This window comes from Coprococcus eutactus, assembly GCF_025149915.1.
GTDB classification, from domain to species: domain Bacteria; phylum Bacillota; class Clostridia; order Lachnospirales; family Lachnospiraceae; genus Coprococcus; species Coprococcus eutactus.
In genome coordinates this window covers 2,347,074-2,363,426 of sequence record NZ_CP102278.1, presented here as the reverse complement: position 1 = coordinate 2,363,426, position 16,353 = coordinate 2,347,074, and the positions used below count along the sequence as shown (strand labels likewise).

The window sequence follows — 16,353 nt, the reverse complement described above, 5'->3', positions numbered from 1 at the left end:
ATTATTGTGGAAAGAAATCTGAGAAAAACACGTGTTGGTATAGTTACAAGTGACAAGATGGATAAGACAATCGTTGTTTCTATCGTAGATAATGTTAAGCATCCTCTTTATGGTAAGATTGTAAAGAGAACAGTAAAGCTGAAGGCACATGACGAGAATAACGAGTGCAAGATTGGCGATAGAGTAAAGGTTATGGAGACAAGACCATTATCAAAGGATAAGAGATGGAGACTTGTTGAGATCATCGAGAAGGCAAAGTAAGGAGGCAAATTAAATGGTTCAGCAGGAAACAAGACTTAAAGTTGCTGATAACACAGGTGCAAAAGAGTTACTTTGTATCAGAGTGTTAGGCGGATCAGTTAGAAGATATGCAAATATCGGCGATATCATCGTTGCCTCTGTTAAAGATGCAACACCAGGCGGAGTTGTAAAGAAAGGCGATGTTGTTAAGGCCGTTGTAGTTAGAACAAAGCATGGCGCTCGTCGTAAGGATGGTTCATACATCAAGTTCGATGAGAACGCTGCTGTAATTATAAAAGACGATATGAATCCAAAGGGTACACGTATCTTTGGACCAGTTGCAAGAGAGCTCCGTGATAAGAAGTTCATGAAGATCGTATCACTTGCACCTGAAGTATTATAAGGAGGTGTGACTATGGCAACGATGAAGATTAAGAAAGATGATATGGTACAGGTTATCGCTGGTAAGGACAAGGGCAAGAGCGGAAAGGTTGTTTCAGTAGATAAGAAGAATGGTACCGTAGTAGTTGAAGGAATCAACAAAGTATTTAAGCATAGCAAGCCAAGCATGGCTAACCAGCAGGGCGGAATCATCGAGATGGAAGCCCCACTTGACATCTCTAATGTAATGTATCTTTACAAGGGCAAGCCAGTTAGAGTTGGTTTTGAGGGAACTGGTAAGGATAAGGTTCGTGTAGCCAAAGTTGATGGCAAGACAGAGAAGATAGATTAATTGGAAGGAGGTCGTCTTAGGTGAGTAGACTTAAAGAAAAGTATGACGCAGAGATCAAAAGCGCCATGGTTGAGAAATTCGGATATAAGAATGTAATGCAGATCCCAAAGCTTGATAAGATCGTTATCAATATGGGCGTTGGTGAAGCTAGAGAGAACGCTAAGGTTCTCGACGCTGCTATCAAGGATCTTGAGACAATCACAGGTCAGAAGGCAGTTGTAACACGTGCAAAGAAGTCAGTAGCTAACTTCAAGCTGAGAGAGGGAATGCCTATCGGATGTAAGGTAACTCTTCGTGGCGAGAAGATGTATGAGTTCCTTGATCGTCTTGTGAATCTTGCGCTTCCTCGTGTACGTGACTTCAGAGGTATCAATCCTAACGGATTTGATGGAAGAGGTAACTATGCATTTGGTATTAAGGAGCAGCTTATCTTCCCTGAGATCGAGTATGATAAGGTAGATAAGGTTAGAGGTATGGATATAATTTGCGTAACAACAGCACAGACTGACGAGGAAGCTCGTGAGTTACTTACACTGTTCGGCATGCCTTATAGCAAATAATAAAGGAGGAGATTCGAGAAATGGCTAAGACATCAATGAAAGTTAAGCAGCAGCGCAAGCAGAAGTTCTCAACAAGAGAGTACACACGTTGCAGCATTTGTGGACGTCCACATTCAGTATTAAAGAAGTACGGAATTTGTAGAATCTGCTTCCGTGAGTTAGCATATAAGGGACAGATTCCAGGCGTTAAGAAATCAAGCTGGTAAGAGTAAGAAGGAGGAAATTTATTATGTCAATGAGCGATCCAATTGCAGATATGCTTACAAGAATTCGTAATGCTAATACAGCAAAGCATGATACAGTAGAAATCCCTGCTTCAAAGATGAAGAAAGCTATTGCCGACATACTTTTATCAGAAGGATATGTTAAGGCTGTAGATATCGTTGAGGACGGCAAGTTCGAGACAATAAAGATCACATTGAAGTACGGCGCAGACAAGAATGAGAAGATCATCACAGGTCTTAGAAGAATTTCTAAGCCAGGTCTTCGAGTATACGCAAGCAAGGATGAGCTTCCAAGAGTATTAGGTGGACTTGGAACTGCTATTATCTCCACAAACAAGGGCGTATTAACAGATAAGGAAGCGAGAAAACAGAACGTAGGTGGAGAAGTACTTGCGTTTATTTGGTAAAAGGAGGACGGCAAAATGTCACGTATCGGAAGAATGCCTATCGCTGTACCTGCAGGCGTAACTGTAGATATAGCAGAAAATAATAAAGTGACTGTTAAAGGACCAAAGGGAACTCTCGAGAGAGTTCTCCCTGCGGAAATGGAAATAAAGTTAGATGGCGATACACTCACAGTATCAAGACCTAACGATTTGAAGAAGATGAAATCATTACACGGGCTTACAAGAACACTCCTTCACAACATGATCGTTGGTGTTACTGATGGATTTTCAAAGGATCTTGAGGTCAATGGTGTAGGTTACAGAGCTCAGAAACAGGGTAATAAGCTTGTTCTTGCTCTTGGTTATTCACATCCAGTAGAGATGGTTGATCCAGAGGGTATCGAGACAAAGGTTGACGGTAACAAGATCACAGTAAGCGGAATCAGCAAGGAGAAGGTTGGTCAGTACGCTGCTGAGATCAGAGAGAAGAGAGCACCAGAGCCATACAAGGGCAAAGGTATCAAGTATATGGATGAGACTATCAGACGTAAAGTTGGTAAGACTGGTAAGAAATAATAAAGGAGTGAGATAAGATGATTAATAAAGAATCAAGAAGCGCAATTCGTTTAAAGAAGCATATGCGTGTTCGTAATCGTTTAGCTGGAACAACAGAGAGACCACGTTTAGCTGTATTCAGAAGTAATAATCATATGTACGCTCAGATTATTGATGATTCAGTTGGTAAGACATTAGTAGCAGCATCTACAACAGAGAAGGCTATTAAGGATGAGCTTGAGAAAACAGATGATGTTGATGCAGCAGCTTACGTTGGTAAGGTTATTGCTGAGAGAGCACTTGAGAAGGGTATCAAGACTGTTATCTACGATAGAGGCGGTTTCGTATACCACGGTAAGGTTCAGGCATTAGCAGATGCAGCGAGAGAAGCTGGTCTGGAATTCTAGTAAGGAGGAAGAACAACGTATGAAGCGTGAAATAATTGATGCAAGTAAGTTAGAGTTAGAAGATAAAGTTGTTGCCATCAAGCGTGTAACAAAGGTTGTTAAGGGTGGACGTAATTCTAGAGTTGCAGCTCTCGTAGTTGTAGGTGATAGAAACGGTCACGTTGGCGTTGGTGTTGGCAAGGCAGTTGAGACTCCAGAAGCTATCCGTAAGGGTAAGGAGGATGCTGCAAAGCATTTAGTTACAGTTCCTGTAAATGAAGTTGGTAGTATCCCTTACGACTGGAATGGACAGTTCGGCAGTGCTTCAGTTCTCCTGAAGACAGCTCCAGAAGGTACTGGTATCATCGCTGGTGGTCCTGCTCGTAGCGTACTTGAGCTTGCAGGATATAAGAACATCCGTACAAAGTCCTTAGGATCAAACAACAAACAGAACGTAGTTCTTGCAACAATCAAGGGCCTTACAGAGATAAAGAACCCAGAGGATATCGCAAGACTTCGTGGAAAATCTGTTGATGAGATACTTAACTAAGGAGGTATTATAAGATGGCAGATAAGTTAAAGGTAACTTTGGTAAAGTCCCCTATCGGCGCTGTACCAAAGCATAGAAAGACAGTAGAGGCTCTTGGACTTAAGAAGGTTAACAAGTCAGTAGAGCTCCCAAATAACGCTGCAACACTTGGAATGGTTAAGCAGGTTAGTTATATGGTAAAGGTTGAGGAAGTATAAGAGAAGGAGGATACGCAGATCATGGATTTATCTACATTAAAGCCAGCTGAAGGCTCAAAGCATAGTGCTAATTTCCGTGTAGGTCGTGGACATGGTTCAGGAAATGGCAAGACTGCAGGTAAGGGACATAAGGGTCAGAAGGCACGTTCTGGATCACCTAGACCAGGTTTCGAAGGTGGACAGATGCCATTATATAGACGTCTTCCTAAGAGAGGCTTTAATTGCATCAATCACAAAGAGATTGTTGCAATCAATGTATCAGCTCTTGAGAGATTCGAGGATGGCTCAGACGTAACAGTTGAGACATTAGTAGAGGCAGGTATCATTAAGAATCCTCGTGATGGAGTTAAGATTCTTGGAAATGGAGAGTTAACTAAAAAGCTCAACGTTAAGGCTAATGCTTTTTCAAAGTCAGCAGCTGAGAAAATTGAAGCTCTTGGCGGAAAAGCAGAGGTGATGTAATATGTTCAAAACCTTAATCAACGCATTTAAGGTACAGGATATACGAAGAAGACTTTTATATACGTTTTTTATTCTCGTGGTAATCAGACTTGGTAGTCTGATTACTGTGCCGGGAATAAGTGCGGATGCGATAAGAGAATACATGCAGAATGCCCTTGGTGATTCACTGAACATTTTTAGTTCTTTCACTGGAGGATCGTTCGAGCAGATGTCGATTTTTGCATTGTCAGTTACACCATATATCACGGCTTCCATTATCATACAGCTTCTCACAATCGCCATACCGGCACTTGAGGAGATGCAGAAGGATGGAGAGGATGGCCGAAAGAAGATTACAGCGATCACAAGATACATGACAGTAGGGCTTGCAATACTTGAGAGTTCTGGTCTTGTTGTAGGATTTGGAAACAAGGGTGTAATTGATAATTACAATTTCTGGACAGTACTTACTATAGTAGTAATCTTGACAGCTGGAAGTGCTATCGTAATGTGGCTTGGTGAGCGTGCAACTGAAAAGGGTGTTGGTAATGGTATATCAGTAATCCTGTTGATCAACATCGTATCAACAATGCCAAATGACCTTAAGAACATGTACACACAGTTCATGAAGGGAAAAGATTTTGTAAGATTTACACTTGTATGTCTTCTGATCATTGCAGTAATAATACTTACAGTAGTATTCGTATGTGCGCTTCAGGGTGCTGAGAGAAAGATACCTGTTCAGTATGCCAAGACAGTAAGAGGAAGAAAGACAATGGGTGGACAGTCCTCACATATTCCTCTCAAGGTTAATACAGCAGGTGTTATCCCAGTTATCTTTGCATCATCTCTCCTTTCTGTTCCACAGATTATTGTTAATCTGTTCAACATTAAGTCGTCAGGTGTTGGGGCAAAGATTATGCAGGCACTGAGCCAGAGCTATTGGTTTAACAGAACTTATCCTTGGGCATCGATTGGTTTGATAGTATATATATTACTTGTATTCTTCTTTGCTTATTTTTACACAGCAATCACATTCAATCCAATGGAGATTGCAAATAACATGAAGAAAAGTGGTGGCTTTATACCAGGTATCAGACCAGGACAGCCTACTCAGGATTATTTAAATAAAATTTTGAACTACATCATATTTATAGGTGCTGTAGGTCTTATCATAGTAGCATGTATACCAATGTTCTTCAGCGGTTTCTTTGGAGCAAATGTTTCATTTGGAGGAACATCACTTATCATCGTTGTAGGTGTTGTTATAGAGACAATAAAGAATATTGAGTCGCGTATGCTGGTAAGAAACTATCAGGGATTCCTTTTAGACTAATATGACGTGGCTGAAAGCATGAATGGGAATGTGCAATATAGGATCAATATAGTATTTATATATTTATTCATATAGTACATTCCTATTTGTGCCATATAACGCATGAGGGACCGCCGGTGGCAGTCCCTATGCGTGTAGTTAGAGGGAAGTATCTTGTGTTTTCGTTCTTAGACGGGAAATGGGGACAGACAGTATTAGCAAATACCAAATATTATATACAGAAAACAGATTAGATTTTGGAGGTTAAATATATGAAGATAATCATGTTAGGAGCACCAGGCGCAGGAAAAGGTACTCAGGCGAAGATGATCGCTGCGAAGTATGGTGTGCCACATATCTCAACAGGAGATATATTCAGAGCAAACATAAAGAATGGCACAGAGCTTGGAGCAAAGGCAAAGGAGTACATGGACAAGGGACTTCTTGTGCCGGATGAGCTCGTTGTTGATTTAGTTATAGATAGATTCAAGGCTGATGATTGTGCGAAGGGATATATTCTTGATGGATTCCCAAGAACGATCCCACAGGCAGAGGCGCTTGACAAGGCACTCTCAGCAATTGGAGATTCAGTTGACTATGCAATAAATGTTGAGGTTCCAGATGAGAATATCATTGAGAGAATGTCAGGCAGACGTGCATGTGTAGGATGTGGTGCTACATACCATATCGTATACAATCCTACAAAGGTTGAGGGTAAGTGTGATACATGTGGTGCAGACCTCATACTCAGAGATGACGACAAGCCTGAGACAGTAAAAAAGAGACTTGATGTATATCATGAGCAGACACAGCCTCTTATTGATTACTATAAGGCAAAGGGAATTCTTAAGGAAGTAGACGGAACAGTGGATATGAAGGATGTATTTGCTGCCATCACTGATATATTAGGTGAGTAAATATGAAAGGTATTTCCATAAAATCCCAGGAAGAGATTGAACTTATGAGGGAGGCTGGAAGAATTCTTGCCATAACTCATGAGGAACTGCGAAAAGCACTGAAACCGGGCATGTCGACATATGACATTGACAGGCTAGGTGAGGAGGTTATACGGAGTTATGGCTGCGAGCCATCGTTTCTTAATTATCAGGGGTATCCGGCATCGATATGTGTATCAGTAAATGAGGAGGTTGTTCATGGAATACCTTCTAAAGACAGAATACTGAAGGATGGAGATATCGTAAGTCTGGATGCTGGAGTTATATATAAGGGATATCATTCAGATTCAGCCAGAACATATGGCATTGGTGAGACAACGGATCTTGCAAAGTATCTTATGGAAGCGACAAAGCAGTGCTTCTTCGAGGGGATGCAGGCTGCAAGAGCTGGAAATCATGTGCGCGATATAGGGATTGCGATAGAGTCATATGCCGATGAGTGCGGGCTTGGAGTTGTGATAGATTTGGTAGGACATGGAGTTGGGAAGAATCTGCACGAAGAACCGGAGGTTCCAAACTTTGCGACCAGAAGACGCGGACCAAAGCTTAAAGCTGGCATGACAATAGCGATAGAGCCGATGATCACATTGGGGGATTATGATGTGAGATGGCTGGATGATGGCTGGACAGTTGTGACTGCCGATAGATCACTGGCAGCACACTACGAGAATACAATACTTATAACTGATTCGGATCCCGAGATATTATCAAGGGCGGATGGAATAGAGTTATAGTTGTTATATAGAACTCATAAGTTGATTTAGTATAATAGGAGGATTTTAGAAAATGTCAAAGGCAGATGTAATCGAAGTAGAAGGAACAGTAGTTGAGAAACTTCCAAATGCAATGTTTCAGGTAGAACTTGAGAATGGACACAAGGTTCTTGCTCATATAAGTGGAAAGCTCAGAATGAATTATATAAAGATTCTTCCTGGCGATAAAGTTACCATAGAGTTATCACCATATGATCTCACAAAGGGCAGAATCGTATGGAGAGATAAATAAACACTATATATTTGAGGAATAAACAAGAGAAATAATAAAAAAAGTAAAATTTGCTATTGCATTTTAACGTTTCAAATGGTAGAATGCTAATTCGTAGCGGACTTTTTTTGAAAGGAGAGTTTCTAATGAAGGTTAGAGCATCAGTAAAACCTATCTGCGATAAGTGCAAAGTTATCAAGAGAAAGGGAATCGTTAGAGTTATCTGCGAGAATCCAAAGCACAAGCAGCGTCAGGGTTAATCAAAAAAGGAAAAGAAGTATATGGATGATAGCCCATCCCGTATTGAAAAATTAATGAAAGATTAATGAAAGATATGTAAGATATACTTATTTTCGTGCGTCAGTACATACATCTAATGTACTGTATTATTTAAAAGCGGCTGTGGCATATAACAATTTATGCCGATACAATTATATAATTATACAACTTAGTTGAAGGCGACAGTGTATGCATTTCACCCCATAGCAATGTGTTATGGGATACATTTGTGAATTCAGCTTAAAAGAAGATTTTACGGAGGTTATTATAATGGCTCGTATTTCAGGTGTTGATTTACCAAGAGAGAAACGTGTTGAAATTGGTCTTACTTATATCTATGGTATAGGACTTCCTTCATCACAGCGTATTCTTAAGGAAGCAAACGTTAATCCTGACACACGTTGCGCAGATCTGACTGACGATGAGGTTAGAAGACTCAGCGAAGTTATCAAGGCAACACAGGTAGTAGAGGGAGATTTACGTAGAGAGATAGGCTTCAATATTAAGCGTTTACAGGAGATCGCTTGCTATCGTGGTAAGCGTCATAGACAGGGACTTCCTGTTCGTGGACAGAAGACTAAGACTAACGCTAGAACTCGTAAGGGTCCTAAGAAGACTGTTGCTAATAAGAAGAAGTAATATTTTATAGAATATATTTGTAAAAAACCATAGGAGGTTTAGGCTAATGGCTAAGCAGGCAACTAAAAAAGTGGCTAAGAAGCGTGTCAGAAAGAGCGTACAGCACGGACAGGCTCATATTCAGTCATCTTTCAATAATACAATTGTTACATTAACAGACGCTGAAGGCAATGCGCTTTCATGGGCAAGCGCTGGTGGATTAGGATTCAAGGGTTCTAAGAAGTCAACTCCATATGCTGCTCAGATGGCTGCAGAGACAGCTGCAAAGGCTGCTGCACCTTACGGACTCAAGACAATCGATGTATTTGTTAAGGGACCAGGTTCAGGAAGAGAGGCTGCAATTCGTGCACTCTCAGCATGTGGTATAGATGTAGTAAGTATCAAGGATGTTACTCCGGTTCCACATAACGGATGTCGTCCACCAAAGAGAAGAAGAGTTTAATTTTAGGAGGTACAAACAAGATGGCAGTAGATAGAACCCCAGTTCTTAAGAGATGCAGATCTTTAGGCATGGAGCCAATGTATCTCGGAATAGACAAGAAGTCAAACAGAAAACCAAACAGATCAAATAGAAAGCAGAGCGAGTATGGACTTCAGCTCCGCGAGAAGCAGAAGGCAAAGTTCATTTATGGTGTACTTGAGAAGCCTTTCCGTAATCTTTATGCAAAGGCAGAGCAGCAGAAGGGATTAACAGGTCCTAACCTCATGACATTGCTTGAGCTCAGACTTGACAACATTATCTTCAGATTAGGCTTTGCCAGAACAAGAAGAGAGGCAAGACAGATCGTAGATCATAAGCACGTACTTGTAAACGGCAAGTGTGTAAACATCCCTTCATATTCAGTTAAGCCAGGCGATAAGATTGAGATCAGAGAGAAGAGCAAGTCTCTTCAGAGATACAAGGATATCATGGCAGCAACAGAGGGCGTTCTCGTACCAGGCTGGTTGACAGCAGACAGAGATAACCTCACAGGTGAAGTTGTAGAGAAGCCAAGCAGAGAGCAGATCGATGTTCCTGTAAATGAGACTCTTATCGTCGAGTTATATTCTAAGTAAGATTTGTTCTTTATTTATACATTTTGTAACTTGGAGTGTAGCATTTTAAAACCCGTAAAGGAGGGGCTTAGATGTTTGAGTTTGAAAAACCAAAAATCGAGATCGTTGAGACTTCAGATGACAACAAGTATGGCAAGTTTGTAATCGAGCCTTTAGAGAGAGGTTACGGTATAACACTTGGTAACTCACTTAGAAGAATAATGCTTTCTTCATTGCCAGGTACTGCTGTAAGCCACGTTAAGATAAAAGGTGTTTTACATGAGTTCAGCTCAATACCAGGTGTAAAAGAGGATGTTACTGAGATCATAATGAACATCAAGAATGTCGTTATTAAGAACAACTCAGATACATTCGAGCCAAAGCAGGCATATATTGATGTCGTTGGTGAGAGAGTTGTTAAGGCGGGAGATATCAAGGTTGACGGAGATATCGAGATCGTCAATCCAGACCTTGTTATAGCAAACCTTAGTGGCCCTGATGCAAAGCTTGAGATGGAGCTTACAATTGCCAATGGTCGTGGATATGTGAGCCTTGACAAGAACAAGGAAGCAGATGCACCTATTGATGTTATCGCTATTGACTCAATCTTCACCCCTGTTGAAAGAGTAAACCTTACAGTTCAGAATACACGTGTTGGTCAGGTTACTGACTATGATAAGTTAACTCTTGATGTATATACAAACGGAGCTCTTGCTCCAGACGAGGCAGTAAGTCTTGCTGCAAATCTTCTGGTAGAGCACTTAAAGCTGTTCGTAGATTTATCAGAGAACGCACGTCTTGTAGATGTTATGGTTGAGAGCACAACAGACGAGAAGGAAAAGGTTCTTGAGATGAATATCGATGAGCTTGAGTTGTCAGTTCGTTCATACAACTGTCTCAAGAGAGCTGGTATCAACACAGTTCAGGAACTTATCAATAAGACACCAGAGGATATGATGAAGGTTCGTAACCTTGGTCGTAAGTCACTGGATGAAGTTTTAGCTAAGCTTAAGGAGCTGGGCTTAGCGCTTAATCAGAACGAAGACTAATAAATTAGTTTTCGCATACCACTCAAGCTGAATAATAGTAAGCACAGTGAAGACCCGCAAAGGGTATAGGAGGATAATTAAAATGGCAAAGTATAGAAAGCTTGGAAAAGCAAGCGCACAGAGAAACGCATTACTTCGTAACCAGGTAACTCAGTTACTGTATCATGGAAAGATCAAGACAACAGAGGCAAGAGCTAAGGAAGTTGTTAAGATCGTAGAGAAGCTCATCACATTAGCAGTTGCTGAGAAGGACAACTACGATGAGGTTACAGTTCAGGCTAAGGTTGCTAAGAAGGATAAAGATGGCAAGAGAATCAAGGAAGTTGTAGATGGTAAGAAGATTACTGCATACGACACAATTGAGAAGAAGGTAAAGAAGGATCAGCCTTCAAGACTTCATGCCAGAAGAGAGATGCTCAAGGTTTTATATCCAGTTGTTGAAGTTCCTACAGATGCTGCTGGTAAGAAGGCCGGTACAAAGAAGATCGATTTAACACAGAAGTTATTCGACGAGTACGGTACAAAGTACGCAGGACGTAAGGGTGGTTACACAAGAATCATCAAGATCGGTCAGCGTAAGGGTGATCAGGCTCTTGAGGTTATTCTCGAGTTAGTATAATCATATAATCAATAAGATTTATACAAGTATATAAACAGGGCTGCAGTACATAGACGTATTAGTATACGTTTTGTGTACGGCGGCTCTTTTTTATAACAAGAAAACCTGTCATGTGATATATTGAAAGATATGATAGCTATCTACAAGGAAATAGTATGAGTTTTATAAATATCAAAGGATTATCTCATAAATTTAATATAAAAGATAAGGACGGTAATAAGGTAGGGGAGAACTGGGCTGTAAAGGACGTTGATTTTCTTGCAGATAAAGGAGAGATGATAGCGATTCTTGGACGAAATGGTTCGGGTAAATCAACATTTGCAAGACATTTAAATGGGCTTCTTGCACCGCATGAGGGAACCGTGATAATAGGTGGACAGGATCTGTCCAAAGTGAGTGTATTGTCATCAATCAGAAGACAGGTGGGAATGGTATTTCAGAACCCGGACAATCAGATAGTTGGGAATACGCTTGCTGAGGACGTTGGATTTGGGCTTGAAAATCTCGGTATATCAAGTGCTGATATATGGGATAAGATTGACGAGATGCTTGAATTGACGGGCCTTGCGGCATACAAATACAGCAATACTTCAAGGATAAGCGGTGGACAGAAGCAGAGACTTGCGATAGCGTCAGCCATGGCTATGACGCCGGAGTGTATAGTTCTTGACGAGGCTACATCCATGCTTGACCCGCAGGGGGCACGAGATATGCTGGAGCTTGTGCAGAAATTGCACAGAGAGAAGAATATAACCGTTATCATGGTGACTCACAAGATATCTGAGGCACTTATGGCGGATCGAGTATATATATTGGACAACAGTAAGATAGTTGCAGAGGGGACACCGGAGGATGTATTTACCGATGTTGAGAGACTTAAAAAATACGGACTTGAGATTCCTGTTAGAATGAAGCTTGAAGCAGGAATACCTGTAGACATCTGCAGTGAGTACAAGAAAAAACATTTGCAGATAAGCCAGGATGCGGGAGTTTCCGCGGATCATATAGGTGACAGTGGTAATTCTCTCAGTAATTTAAGGAGATGTATAGTTGAGCTTCAGAATGTGTCATACTCATATATGAATGGAAATGAAGAGTATAAGGCGCTTTCTGATATAGACCTGAAGATATATGAGGGGCAGGTAGTGTCGGTGATCGGACAGACAGGTTCGGGAAAGAGCACGCTATTACAGATGATAAATAAGCTTATAGCCCCACAGAGTGGACACGTATATCTGTATGAAACAGATGTGCAGAGAGTAAGGAATATAAAGGATATAAGAAGGCGTATAGGATATGTGTTTCAGTTCCCAGAATCGCAGCTGTTTGAGAACACGGTGCTAAAAGACGTAATGTATGGACCAATCAACTTTGGCATGTCTAAGGAGGAAGCAGAGCGGGCAGCGGAAAATGCGCTGGATCTTGTTGGCGTTCCGAAAAAATATGCGGATTATTCACCGTTTGAACTGTCAGGAGGACTAAAAAAGCGAGTTGCCATAGCGGGAATACTTGCGTATGAACCGGAGATATTGATACTTGACGAGCCTGCGTGTGGACTTGATGGTGAGAGCCGGGAACAGTTGTGGAATCTTATACGAACGCTCAATAGAGAAAAAAATGTGACCATCATACTGGTATCCCACGATATGGAGGATGTGTACGAGATGTCAGAGAGGGTTCTTCTTATGGATCATGGTAGAATCGTGTATGATGGGGGAACAGTAGGCTTCTTTGATGATAAGGAGCTACTTGACCGATATGGTATAGAGACTCCAGATGGTTTTAAAATGTGGCAAAATCTTTAAAATGGTGGTTAAATTAGCTAGATTTTAAGCGATGTTTATAATATATGACCGGATGTTCAAAATAGATGATTAAATAGGAGACTTTAGAATGATTCGAGACATTACGATAGGACAATATTATAGTGGTGAATCGGTGATCCACAGAATGGATCCAAGGACCAAACTTGCAATCACATTTGTATATGCAATATCGCTTTTTCTCTGCAAAGACTGGATCATGATACTGACAGCAACTGTATTTCTTTGTACATATGTAGCTGTTAGCAGGGTTCCCTTAACATATATATGCAAAGGCCTCAAGGTTATATGGATGTTTATTTTCTTTACAGCAATATTCAGTGTGTTCAATGGTGATGGAAATGTGATATGGAGCTGGCACAGACTTCGGATAACAGACAAAAGCGTGATGACAACAGTGCTGGTTGTGGTGCGGCTTGTATATCTCATAATTGGTTCATCAGTGATGACGTATACTACGCGACCTATGAACCTGGCAAATGGTCTTGAGAGCAGCCTGGGATTTTTGAAGAAGGTCAAAGTTCCGGTGGCAGAGATGGCTATGATGCTCATGATCGCGCTGAGATTTATTCCTATTTTTATGGAGGAGCTGGATAAGATCATGAAAGCACAGCTTTCCAGAGGCGCGGATTTTGAGAGTGGAAATATATTCAGAAGGATAAAGAGTTATGTGCCTGTATTTGTGCCGCTTTTTGTGTCAGCGATAAGGAGAGCTATTGATCTGGCACAGGCAATGGATGCCAGATGTTTTGACGGCAGTGAGGGTAGAAGTCGTATGAATCCTTTAAAATACAGTGGAACAGACTATGTAGGTTATGCTATAGTGTTGATGTATCTGGGGTGCATGATAGTGTACAGATGTGTATTGTAGAAAATACTGTGGATATTATTCCATGATACCTGAATGATTTGGAATCAAGATCTGCACTGCATATAGACTTGACTGAGAATGTATTAGTGGCAGAGCAATTTAGATACATTGATAAGTATAGAAAAGGATATAGATATGAAAAGAGTAAAATTGGTCGTGGCCTACGATGGAACAAATTATTGCGGATGGCAGGTCCAGATAAATGGAATAACTGTGGAGGAGGTCCTGAATAAGACTCTCAGCGAACTCTGCCACGAGAATATAAAGGTGATAGGAGCCAGTAGGACGGATTCCGGAGTGCATGCCCTGGGAAATGTGGCGGTATTTGATACTGAATCAGGGATACCAGGAGAAAAGTTTTCATTTGCGCTTAATCAGCGGCTTCCGGAAGACATAAGGATACAAGAGTCCTGCCAGGTGGCGGACGATTTTCATCCGAGATACTGTGATACGATCAAGACATATGAATACAAGATATTAAACAGAAGATTTGATATGCCGACGGAGCGTCTTTACTCGACATTCGTCTATTATCCGCTTGATATAGATAAGATGAAACGAGCTGCGGCTGTTCTGGTAGGAGAGCACGATTTCAATAGCTTCTGTTCAACAAGATCACAGGTAGAGAATACAGTCCGTACAATAACAGATATAACCATAGATAAAGTTGGTGATATGATACATATAAGGATAAGCGGAAATGGTTTCCTGTACAATATGGTCCGTATCATAGTGGGAACTTTGATGAAGATAGGCCTTGGAATCTGGCCAGAGGACTGTATGGAGTCAATACTTGCGGCGAAGGATAGGACGAAAGCAGGACCGAAAGCCGAAGCAAAGGGGCTTACTCTTGTGGAGATAAAATATCTGTAAACGTAAACGGCTGTAGACGTATAATATTTGCCGGGATAAGATAAAATTGCTGATAATATGTTGGCAGTTCACAAAATAGCGTGGTTATATTTTGTATATAATAACTTGGAAAAGTGGACTTGAAATAATCTAGAAATAAGAATGAAAAGTGGAAAACATCTAGCAAAAAAGTGAAAAATAGATGAAAAACATTGTGTGAAATGCACAAAAAATAATGAAAATAAGAGCCAATCATGTTATAATTACATTGAAATGCTGCTACATGACGGATATGTCAGGAATTGTTTCGAAGTGTTCGGAATATTTCAAGGTGTTTCAGTGAAGATAACATGATTGGCTTTTTTTATTTTGATTTTAGGAGGGCAAACGATGGCAAGATTTACATTACCAAGAGATTTATATCACGGAAAAGGTGCTTTGGAGGCACTCAAAACATTCAAGGGTAAGAGAGCTATGGTCTGTGTTGGAGGCGGATCCATGAAGAGATTTGGATTCCTTGACAGGGCAGTTCAGTACCTTGAGGAAGCTGGAATGGAAGTTAAGTTATTTGAAGGAATTGAGCCAGATCCTTCAGTAGAGACGGTTATGAAGGGTGCAGCAGCCATGCTTGAATTTGAGCCAGACTGGATAGTGGCCATCGGTGGTGGTTCACCTATAGATGCAGCAAAGGCTATGTGGATAAAGTATGAGTATCCTGATGCGACATTCGAGGATATGTGCAAGGTATTTGGAATTCCGGAGCTCAGAAAGAAAGCTCATTTCTGTGCTATCTCTTCCACTTCGGGAACTGCCACAGAGGTTACAGCATTCTCGATCATCACAGATTATGAGAAGGGAATCAAGTATCCGATAGCTGATTTTGAGATTACACCTGATGTTGCGATCGTAGATCCTGAGCTGGCAGAGACCATGCCTCAGAAGCTGGTTGCTCACACAGGTATGGATGCCATGACACATGCAATCGAGGCTTATGTATCGACAGCAAACTGCGATTTTACTGATCCTCTGGCACTTCATGCCATCAAGATGATACAGAATGATCTGGTTGGATCATATAACGGAGACATGGAGAAGCGAGACGCAATGCACAATGCGCAGTGCCTGGCAGGTATGGCATTTTCAAATGCACTGCTTGGAATCGTACATTCAATGGCACACAAGACCGGAGCAGCATTTGCCGATTACGGTGCACATATCATCCACGGAGCAGCAAATGCGATGTATCTCCCAAAGGTTATCGCTTTCAATGCAAAGGATGAGACAGCAAAGATTCGTTACGGCGAGATAGCAGACTTCATGGGCCTTGGCGGAGAGACCCTCGACGAGAAGATAGCTCTTCTCATCGCATATCTGCGCAAGATGAATGATGAGCTGAACATACCTCACTGTATCAAGAATTATGGACCAGACAGCTATCCATGTGAGCAGGGCTTTGTTCCGGAGGACGTATTCCTTGAGAGACTTCCTGAGATCGCTGCAAATGCGATACTTGATGCATGTACAGGCTCCAACCCAAGACAGCCAAGCCAGGAGGAGATGGAGAAGCTGCTGAAGTGCTGCTACTATGACACAGAGGTGGATTTCTAAATAAAAGATAGTATTTACAGACAGAAGAATGAATGATAATATGGTATCCGG

Annotated in this window: 25 protein-coding genes; all 25 read left to right on the top strand. The window is 41.3% G+C overall.

What is annotated here, in order from left to right:
• Positions 1 to 6: 6 nt before the first annotated feature.
• Entirely contained in the window at positions 7 to 261 is a 255-nt protein-coding gene (gene rpsQ, locus NQ536_RS10470; protein WP_022058713.1) for a 30S ribosomal protein S17, read from the top strand.
• 13 nt (positions 262 to 274) lie between these two features.
• Positions 275 to 643: a 50S ribosomal protein L14 gene (gene rplN, locus NQ536_RS10465; protein ID WP_004850130.1), complete on the top strand. Its 369-nt coding sequence runs from the start codon at positions 275 to 277 to the stop codon at positions 641 to 643.
• Between the two features lie 12 nt (positions 644 to 655).
• Positions 656 to 973, top strand: a complete 318-nt coding sequence (gene rplX, locus NQ536_RS10460) for a 50S ribosomal protein L24 (RefSeq protein WP_004850132.1) — start codon at positions 656 to 658, stop codon at positions 971 to 973.
• 20 nt (positions 974 to 993) lie between these two features.
• Positions 994 to 1,533, top strand: coding sequence for a 50S ribosomal protein L5 (gene rplE / locus NQ536_RS10455; RefSeq protein ID WP_004850134.1), 540 nt, complete (start codon positions 994 to 996; stop codon positions 1,531 to 1,533).
• 20 nt (positions 1,534 to 1,553) lie between these two features.
• On the top strand, positions 1,554 to 1,739 hold the full coding sequence (locus tag NQ536_RS10450; protein ID WP_004850137.1) for a type Z 30S ribosomal protein S14: 186 nt from the start codon (positions 1,554 to 1,556) through the stop codon (positions 1,737 to 1,739).
• 23 nt (positions 1,740 to 1,762) lie between these two features.
• Positions 1,763 to 2,164 (top strand): 30S ribosomal protein S8, encoded by a 402-nt coding sequence (gene rpsH, locus NQ536_RS10445; RefSeq protein ID WP_022058712.1) that lies wholly within the window; start codon positions 1,763 to 1,765, stop codon positions 2,162 to 2,164.
• 15 nt (positions 2,165 to 2,179) lie between these two features.
• Positions 2,180 to 2,719, top strand: coding sequence for a 50S ribosomal protein L6 (gene rplF, locus NQ536_RS10440; RefSeq protein WP_022058711.1), 540 nt, complete (start codon positions 2,180 to 2,182; stop codon positions 2,717 to 2,719).
• Between the two features lie 17 nt (positions 2,720 to 2,736).
• Positions 2,737 to 3,105: a 50S ribosomal protein L18 gene (rplR, locus tag NQ536_RS10435; RefSeq protein ID WP_004850143.1), complete on the top strand. Its 369-nt coding sequence runs from the start codon at positions 2,737 to 2,739 to the stop codon at positions 3,103 to 3,105.
• Between the two features lie 19 nt (positions 3,106 to 3,124).
• On the top strand, positions 3,125 to 3,634 hold the full coding sequence (rpsE, locus tag NQ536_RS10430; RefSeq protein WP_015533792.1) for a 30S ribosomal protein S5: 510 nt from the start codon (positions 3,125 to 3,127) through the stop codon (positions 3,632 to 3,634).
• 14 nt (positions 3,635 to 3,648) lie between these two features.
• A complete protein-coding gene (rpmD, locus tag NQ536_RS10425; protein WP_004850147.1) occupies positions 3,649 to 3,831 on the top strand; it encodes a 50S ribosomal protein L30 in 183 nt (60 codons plus the stop codon).
• Between the two features lie 21 nt (positions 3,832 to 3,852).
• Entirely contained in the window at positions 3,853 to 4,293 is a 441-nt protein-coding gene (gene rplO / locus NQ536_RS10420; RefSeq protein WP_004850150.1) for a 50S ribosomal protein L15, read from the top strand.
• 1 nt (position 4,294) lies between these two features.
• A complete protein-coding gene (gene secY, locus NQ536_RS10415) occupies positions 4,295 to 5,608 on the top strand; it encodes a preprotein translocase subunit SecY (protein ID WP_004850152.1) in 1,314 nt (437 codons plus the stop codon).
• A gap of 251 nt (positions 5,609 to 5,859) precedes the next feature.
• Positions 5,860 to 6,504 carry an adenylate kinase gene (locus NQ536_RS10410; protein WP_004850156.1) on the top strand — a complete coding sequence of 215 codons (645 nt, stop codon included), beginning with the start codon at positions 5,860 to 5,862 and terminating at the stop codon, positions 6,502 to 6,504.
• Between the two features lie 2 nt (positions 6,505 to 6,506).
• Complete coding sequence (gene map, locus NQ536_RS10405) at positions 6,507 to 7,277, top strand: type I methionyl aminopeptidase (protein WP_004850157.1); 771 nt, start codon at positions 6,507 to 6,509, stop codon at positions 7,275 to 7,277.
• Between the two features lie 52 nt (positions 7,278 to 7,329).
• Complete coding sequence (gene infA, locus NQ536_RS10400) at positions 7,330 to 7,548, top strand: translation initiation factor IF-1 (RefSeq protein WP_004850160.1); 219 nt, start codon at positions 7,330 to 7,332, stop codon at positions 7,546 to 7,548.
• A gap of 125 nt (positions 7,549 to 7,673) precedes the next feature.
• Positions 7,674 to 7,787 (top strand): 50S ribosomal protein L36, encoded by a 114-nt coding sequence (gene rpmJ / locus NQ536_RS10395; RefSeq protein WP_015533797.1) that lies wholly within the window; start codon positions 7,674 to 7,676, stop codon positions 7,785 to 7,787.
• Between the two features lie 289 nt (positions 7,788 to 8,076).
• Positions 8,077 to 8,445, top strand: a complete 369-nt coding sequence (gene rpsM / locus NQ536_RS10390) for a 30S ribosomal protein S13 (protein ID WP_015533798.1) — start codon at positions 8,077 to 8,079, stop codon at positions 8,443 to 8,445.
• 46 nt (positions 8,446 to 8,491) lie between these two features.
• Entirely contained in the window at positions 8,492 to 8,887 is a 396-nt protein-coding gene (rpsK, locus tag NQ536_RS10385) for a 30S ribosomal protein S11 (protein WP_004850165.1), read from the top strand.
• Positions 8,888 to 8,907: 20 nt separating this feature from the next.
• Entirely contained in the window at positions 8,908 to 9,501 is a 594-nt protein-coding gene (gene rpsD / locus NQ536_RS10380) for a 30S ribosomal protein S4 (RefSeq protein WP_022058709.1), read from the top strand.
• 71 nt (positions 9,502 to 9,572) lie between these two features.
• Positions 9,573 to 10,529, top strand: a complete 957-nt coding sequence (locus NQ536_RS10375) for a DNA-directed RNA polymerase subunit alpha (protein WP_004850168.1) — start codon at positions 9,573 to 9,575, stop codon at positions 10,527 to 10,529.
• An 82-nt stretch (positions 10,530 to 10,611) separates the two neighbouring features.
• Positions 10,612 to 11,148, top strand: coding sequence for a bL17 family ribosomal protein (locus NQ536_RS10370; RefSeq protein ID WP_004850170.1), 537 nt, complete (start codon positions 10,612 to 10,614; stop codon positions 11,146 to 11,148).
• 155 nt (positions 11,149 to 11,303) lie between these two features.
• The gene (locus NQ536_RS10365; RefSeq protein WP_004850172.1) at positions 11,304 to 12,953 is read left to right on the top strand and encodes an ABC transporter ATP-binding protein; all 1,650 of its coding nucleotides are present in this window, start codon (positions 11,304 to 11,306) and stop codon (positions 12,951 to 12,953) included.
• Positions 12,954 to 13,041: 88 nt separating this feature from the next.
• Entirely contained in the window at positions 13,042 to 13,842 is an 801-nt protein-coding gene (locus NQ536_RS10360) for an energy-coupling factor transporter transmembrane component T family protein (RefSeq protein ID WP_004850173.1), read from the top strand.
• 135 nt (positions 13,843 to 13,977) lie between these two features.
• Positions 13,978 to 14,715: a tRNA pseudouridine(38-40) synthase TruA gene (truA, locus tag NQ536_RS10355; protein WP_044997838.1), complete on the top strand. Its 738-nt coding sequence runs from the start codon at positions 13,978 to 13,980 to the stop codon at positions 14,713 to 14,715.
• A 369-nt stretch (positions 14,716 to 15,084) separates the two neighbouring features.
• Complete coding sequence (locus tag NQ536_RS10350; RefSeq protein WP_004850177.1) at positions 15,085 to 16,302, top strand: iron-containing alcohol dehydrogenase; 1,218 nt, start codon at positions 15,085 to 15,087, stop codon at positions 16,300 to 16,302.
• Positions 16,303 to 16,353 lie beyond the last annotated feature (51 nt).

Excerpts from the sequence above, each read along its gene's own strand:
- rplN (WP_004850130.1), top strand. The coding sequence starts at position 275 with ATGGTTCAGCAGGAAACAAGACTTAAAGTTGCTGATAACACAGGTGCA.
- rplX (WP_004850132.1), top strand. The coding sequence starts at position 656 with ATGGCAACGATGAAGATTAAGAAAGATGATATGGTACAGGTTATCGCT.
- NQ536_RS10450 (WP_004850137.1), top strand. The coding sequence starts at position 1,554 with ATGGCTAAGACATCAATGAAAGTTAAGCAGCAGCGCAAGCAGAAGTTC.
- rpsH (WP_022058712.1), top strand. The coding sequence starts at position 1,763 with ATGTCAATGAGCGATCCAATTGCAGATATGCTTACAAGAATTCGTAAT.
- rplF (WP_022058711.1), top strand. The coding sequence starts at position 2,180 with ATGTCACGTATCGGAAGAATGCCTATCGCTGTACCTGCAGGCGTAACT.
- rplR (WP_004850143.1), top strand. The coding sequence starts at position 2,737 with ATGATTAATAAAGAATCAAGAAGCGCAATTCGTTTAAAGAAGCATATG.
- rpsE (WP_015533792.1), top strand. The coding sequence starts at position 3,125 with ATGAAGCGTGAAATAATTGATGCAAGTAAGTTAGAGTTAGAAGATAAA.
- rpmD (WP_004850147.1), top strand. The coding sequence starts at position 3,649 with ATGGCAGATAAGTTAAAGGTAACTTTGGTAAAGTCCCCTATCGGCGCT.
- rplO (WP_004850150.1), top strand. The coding sequence starts at position 3,853 with ATGGATTTATCTACATTAAAGCCAGCTGAAGGCTCAAAGCATAGTGCT.
- secY (WP_004850152.1), top strand. The coding sequence starts at position 4,295 with ATGTTCAAAACCTTAATCAACGCATTTAAGGTACAGGATATACGAAGA.
- NQ536_RS10410 (WP_004850156.1), top strand. The coding sequence starts at position 5,860 with ATGAAGATAATCATGTTAGGAGCACCAGGCGCAGGAAAAGGTACTCAG.
- map (WP_004850157.1), top strand. The coding sequence starts at position 6,507 with ATGAAAGGTATTTCCATAAAATCCCAGGAAGAGATTGAACTTATGAGG.
- infA (WP_004850160.1), top strand. The coding sequence starts at position 7,330 with ATGTCAAAGGCAGATGTAATCGAAGTAGAAGGAACAGTAGTTGAGAAA.
- rpmJ (WP_015533797.1), top strand. The coding sequence starts at position 7,674 with ATGAAGGTTAGAGCATCAGTAAAACCTATCTGCGATAAGTGCAAAGTT.
- rpsM (WP_015533798.1), top strand. The coding sequence starts at position 8,077 with ATGGCTCGTATTTCAGGTGTTGATTTACCAAGAGAGAAACGTGTTGAA.
- rpsK (WP_004850165.1), top strand. The coding sequence starts at position 8,492 with ATGGCTAAGCAGGCAACTAAAAAAGTGGCTAAGAAGCGTGTCAGAAAG.
- rpsD (WP_022058709.1), top strand. The coding sequence starts at position 8,908 with ATGGCAGTAGATAGAACCCCAGTTCTTAAGAGATGCAGATCTTTAGGC.
- NQ536_RS10375 (WP_004850168.1), top strand. The coding sequence starts at position 9,573 with ATGTTTGAGTTTGAAAAACCAAAAATCGAGATCGTTGAGACTTCAGAT.
- NQ536_RS10370 (WP_004850170.1), top strand. The coding sequence starts at position 10,612 with ATGGCAAAGTATAGAAAGCTTGGAAAAGCAAGCGCACAGAGAAACGCA.
- NQ536_RS10365 (WP_004850172.1), top strand. The coding sequence starts at position 11,304 with ATGAGTTTTATAAATATCAAAGGATTATCTCATAAATTTAATATAAAA.
- NQ536_RS10360 (WP_004850173.1), top strand. The coding sequence starts at position 13,042 with ATGATTCGAGACATTACGATAGGACAATATTATAGTGGTGAATCGGTG.
- truA (WP_044997838.1), top strand. The coding sequence starts at position 13,978 with ATGAAAAGAGTAAAATTGGTCGTGGCCTACGATGGAACAAATTATTGC.
- NQ536_RS10350 (WP_004850177.1), top strand. The coding sequence starts at position 15,085 with ATGGCAAGATTTACATTACCAAGAGATTTATATCACGGAAAAGGTGCT.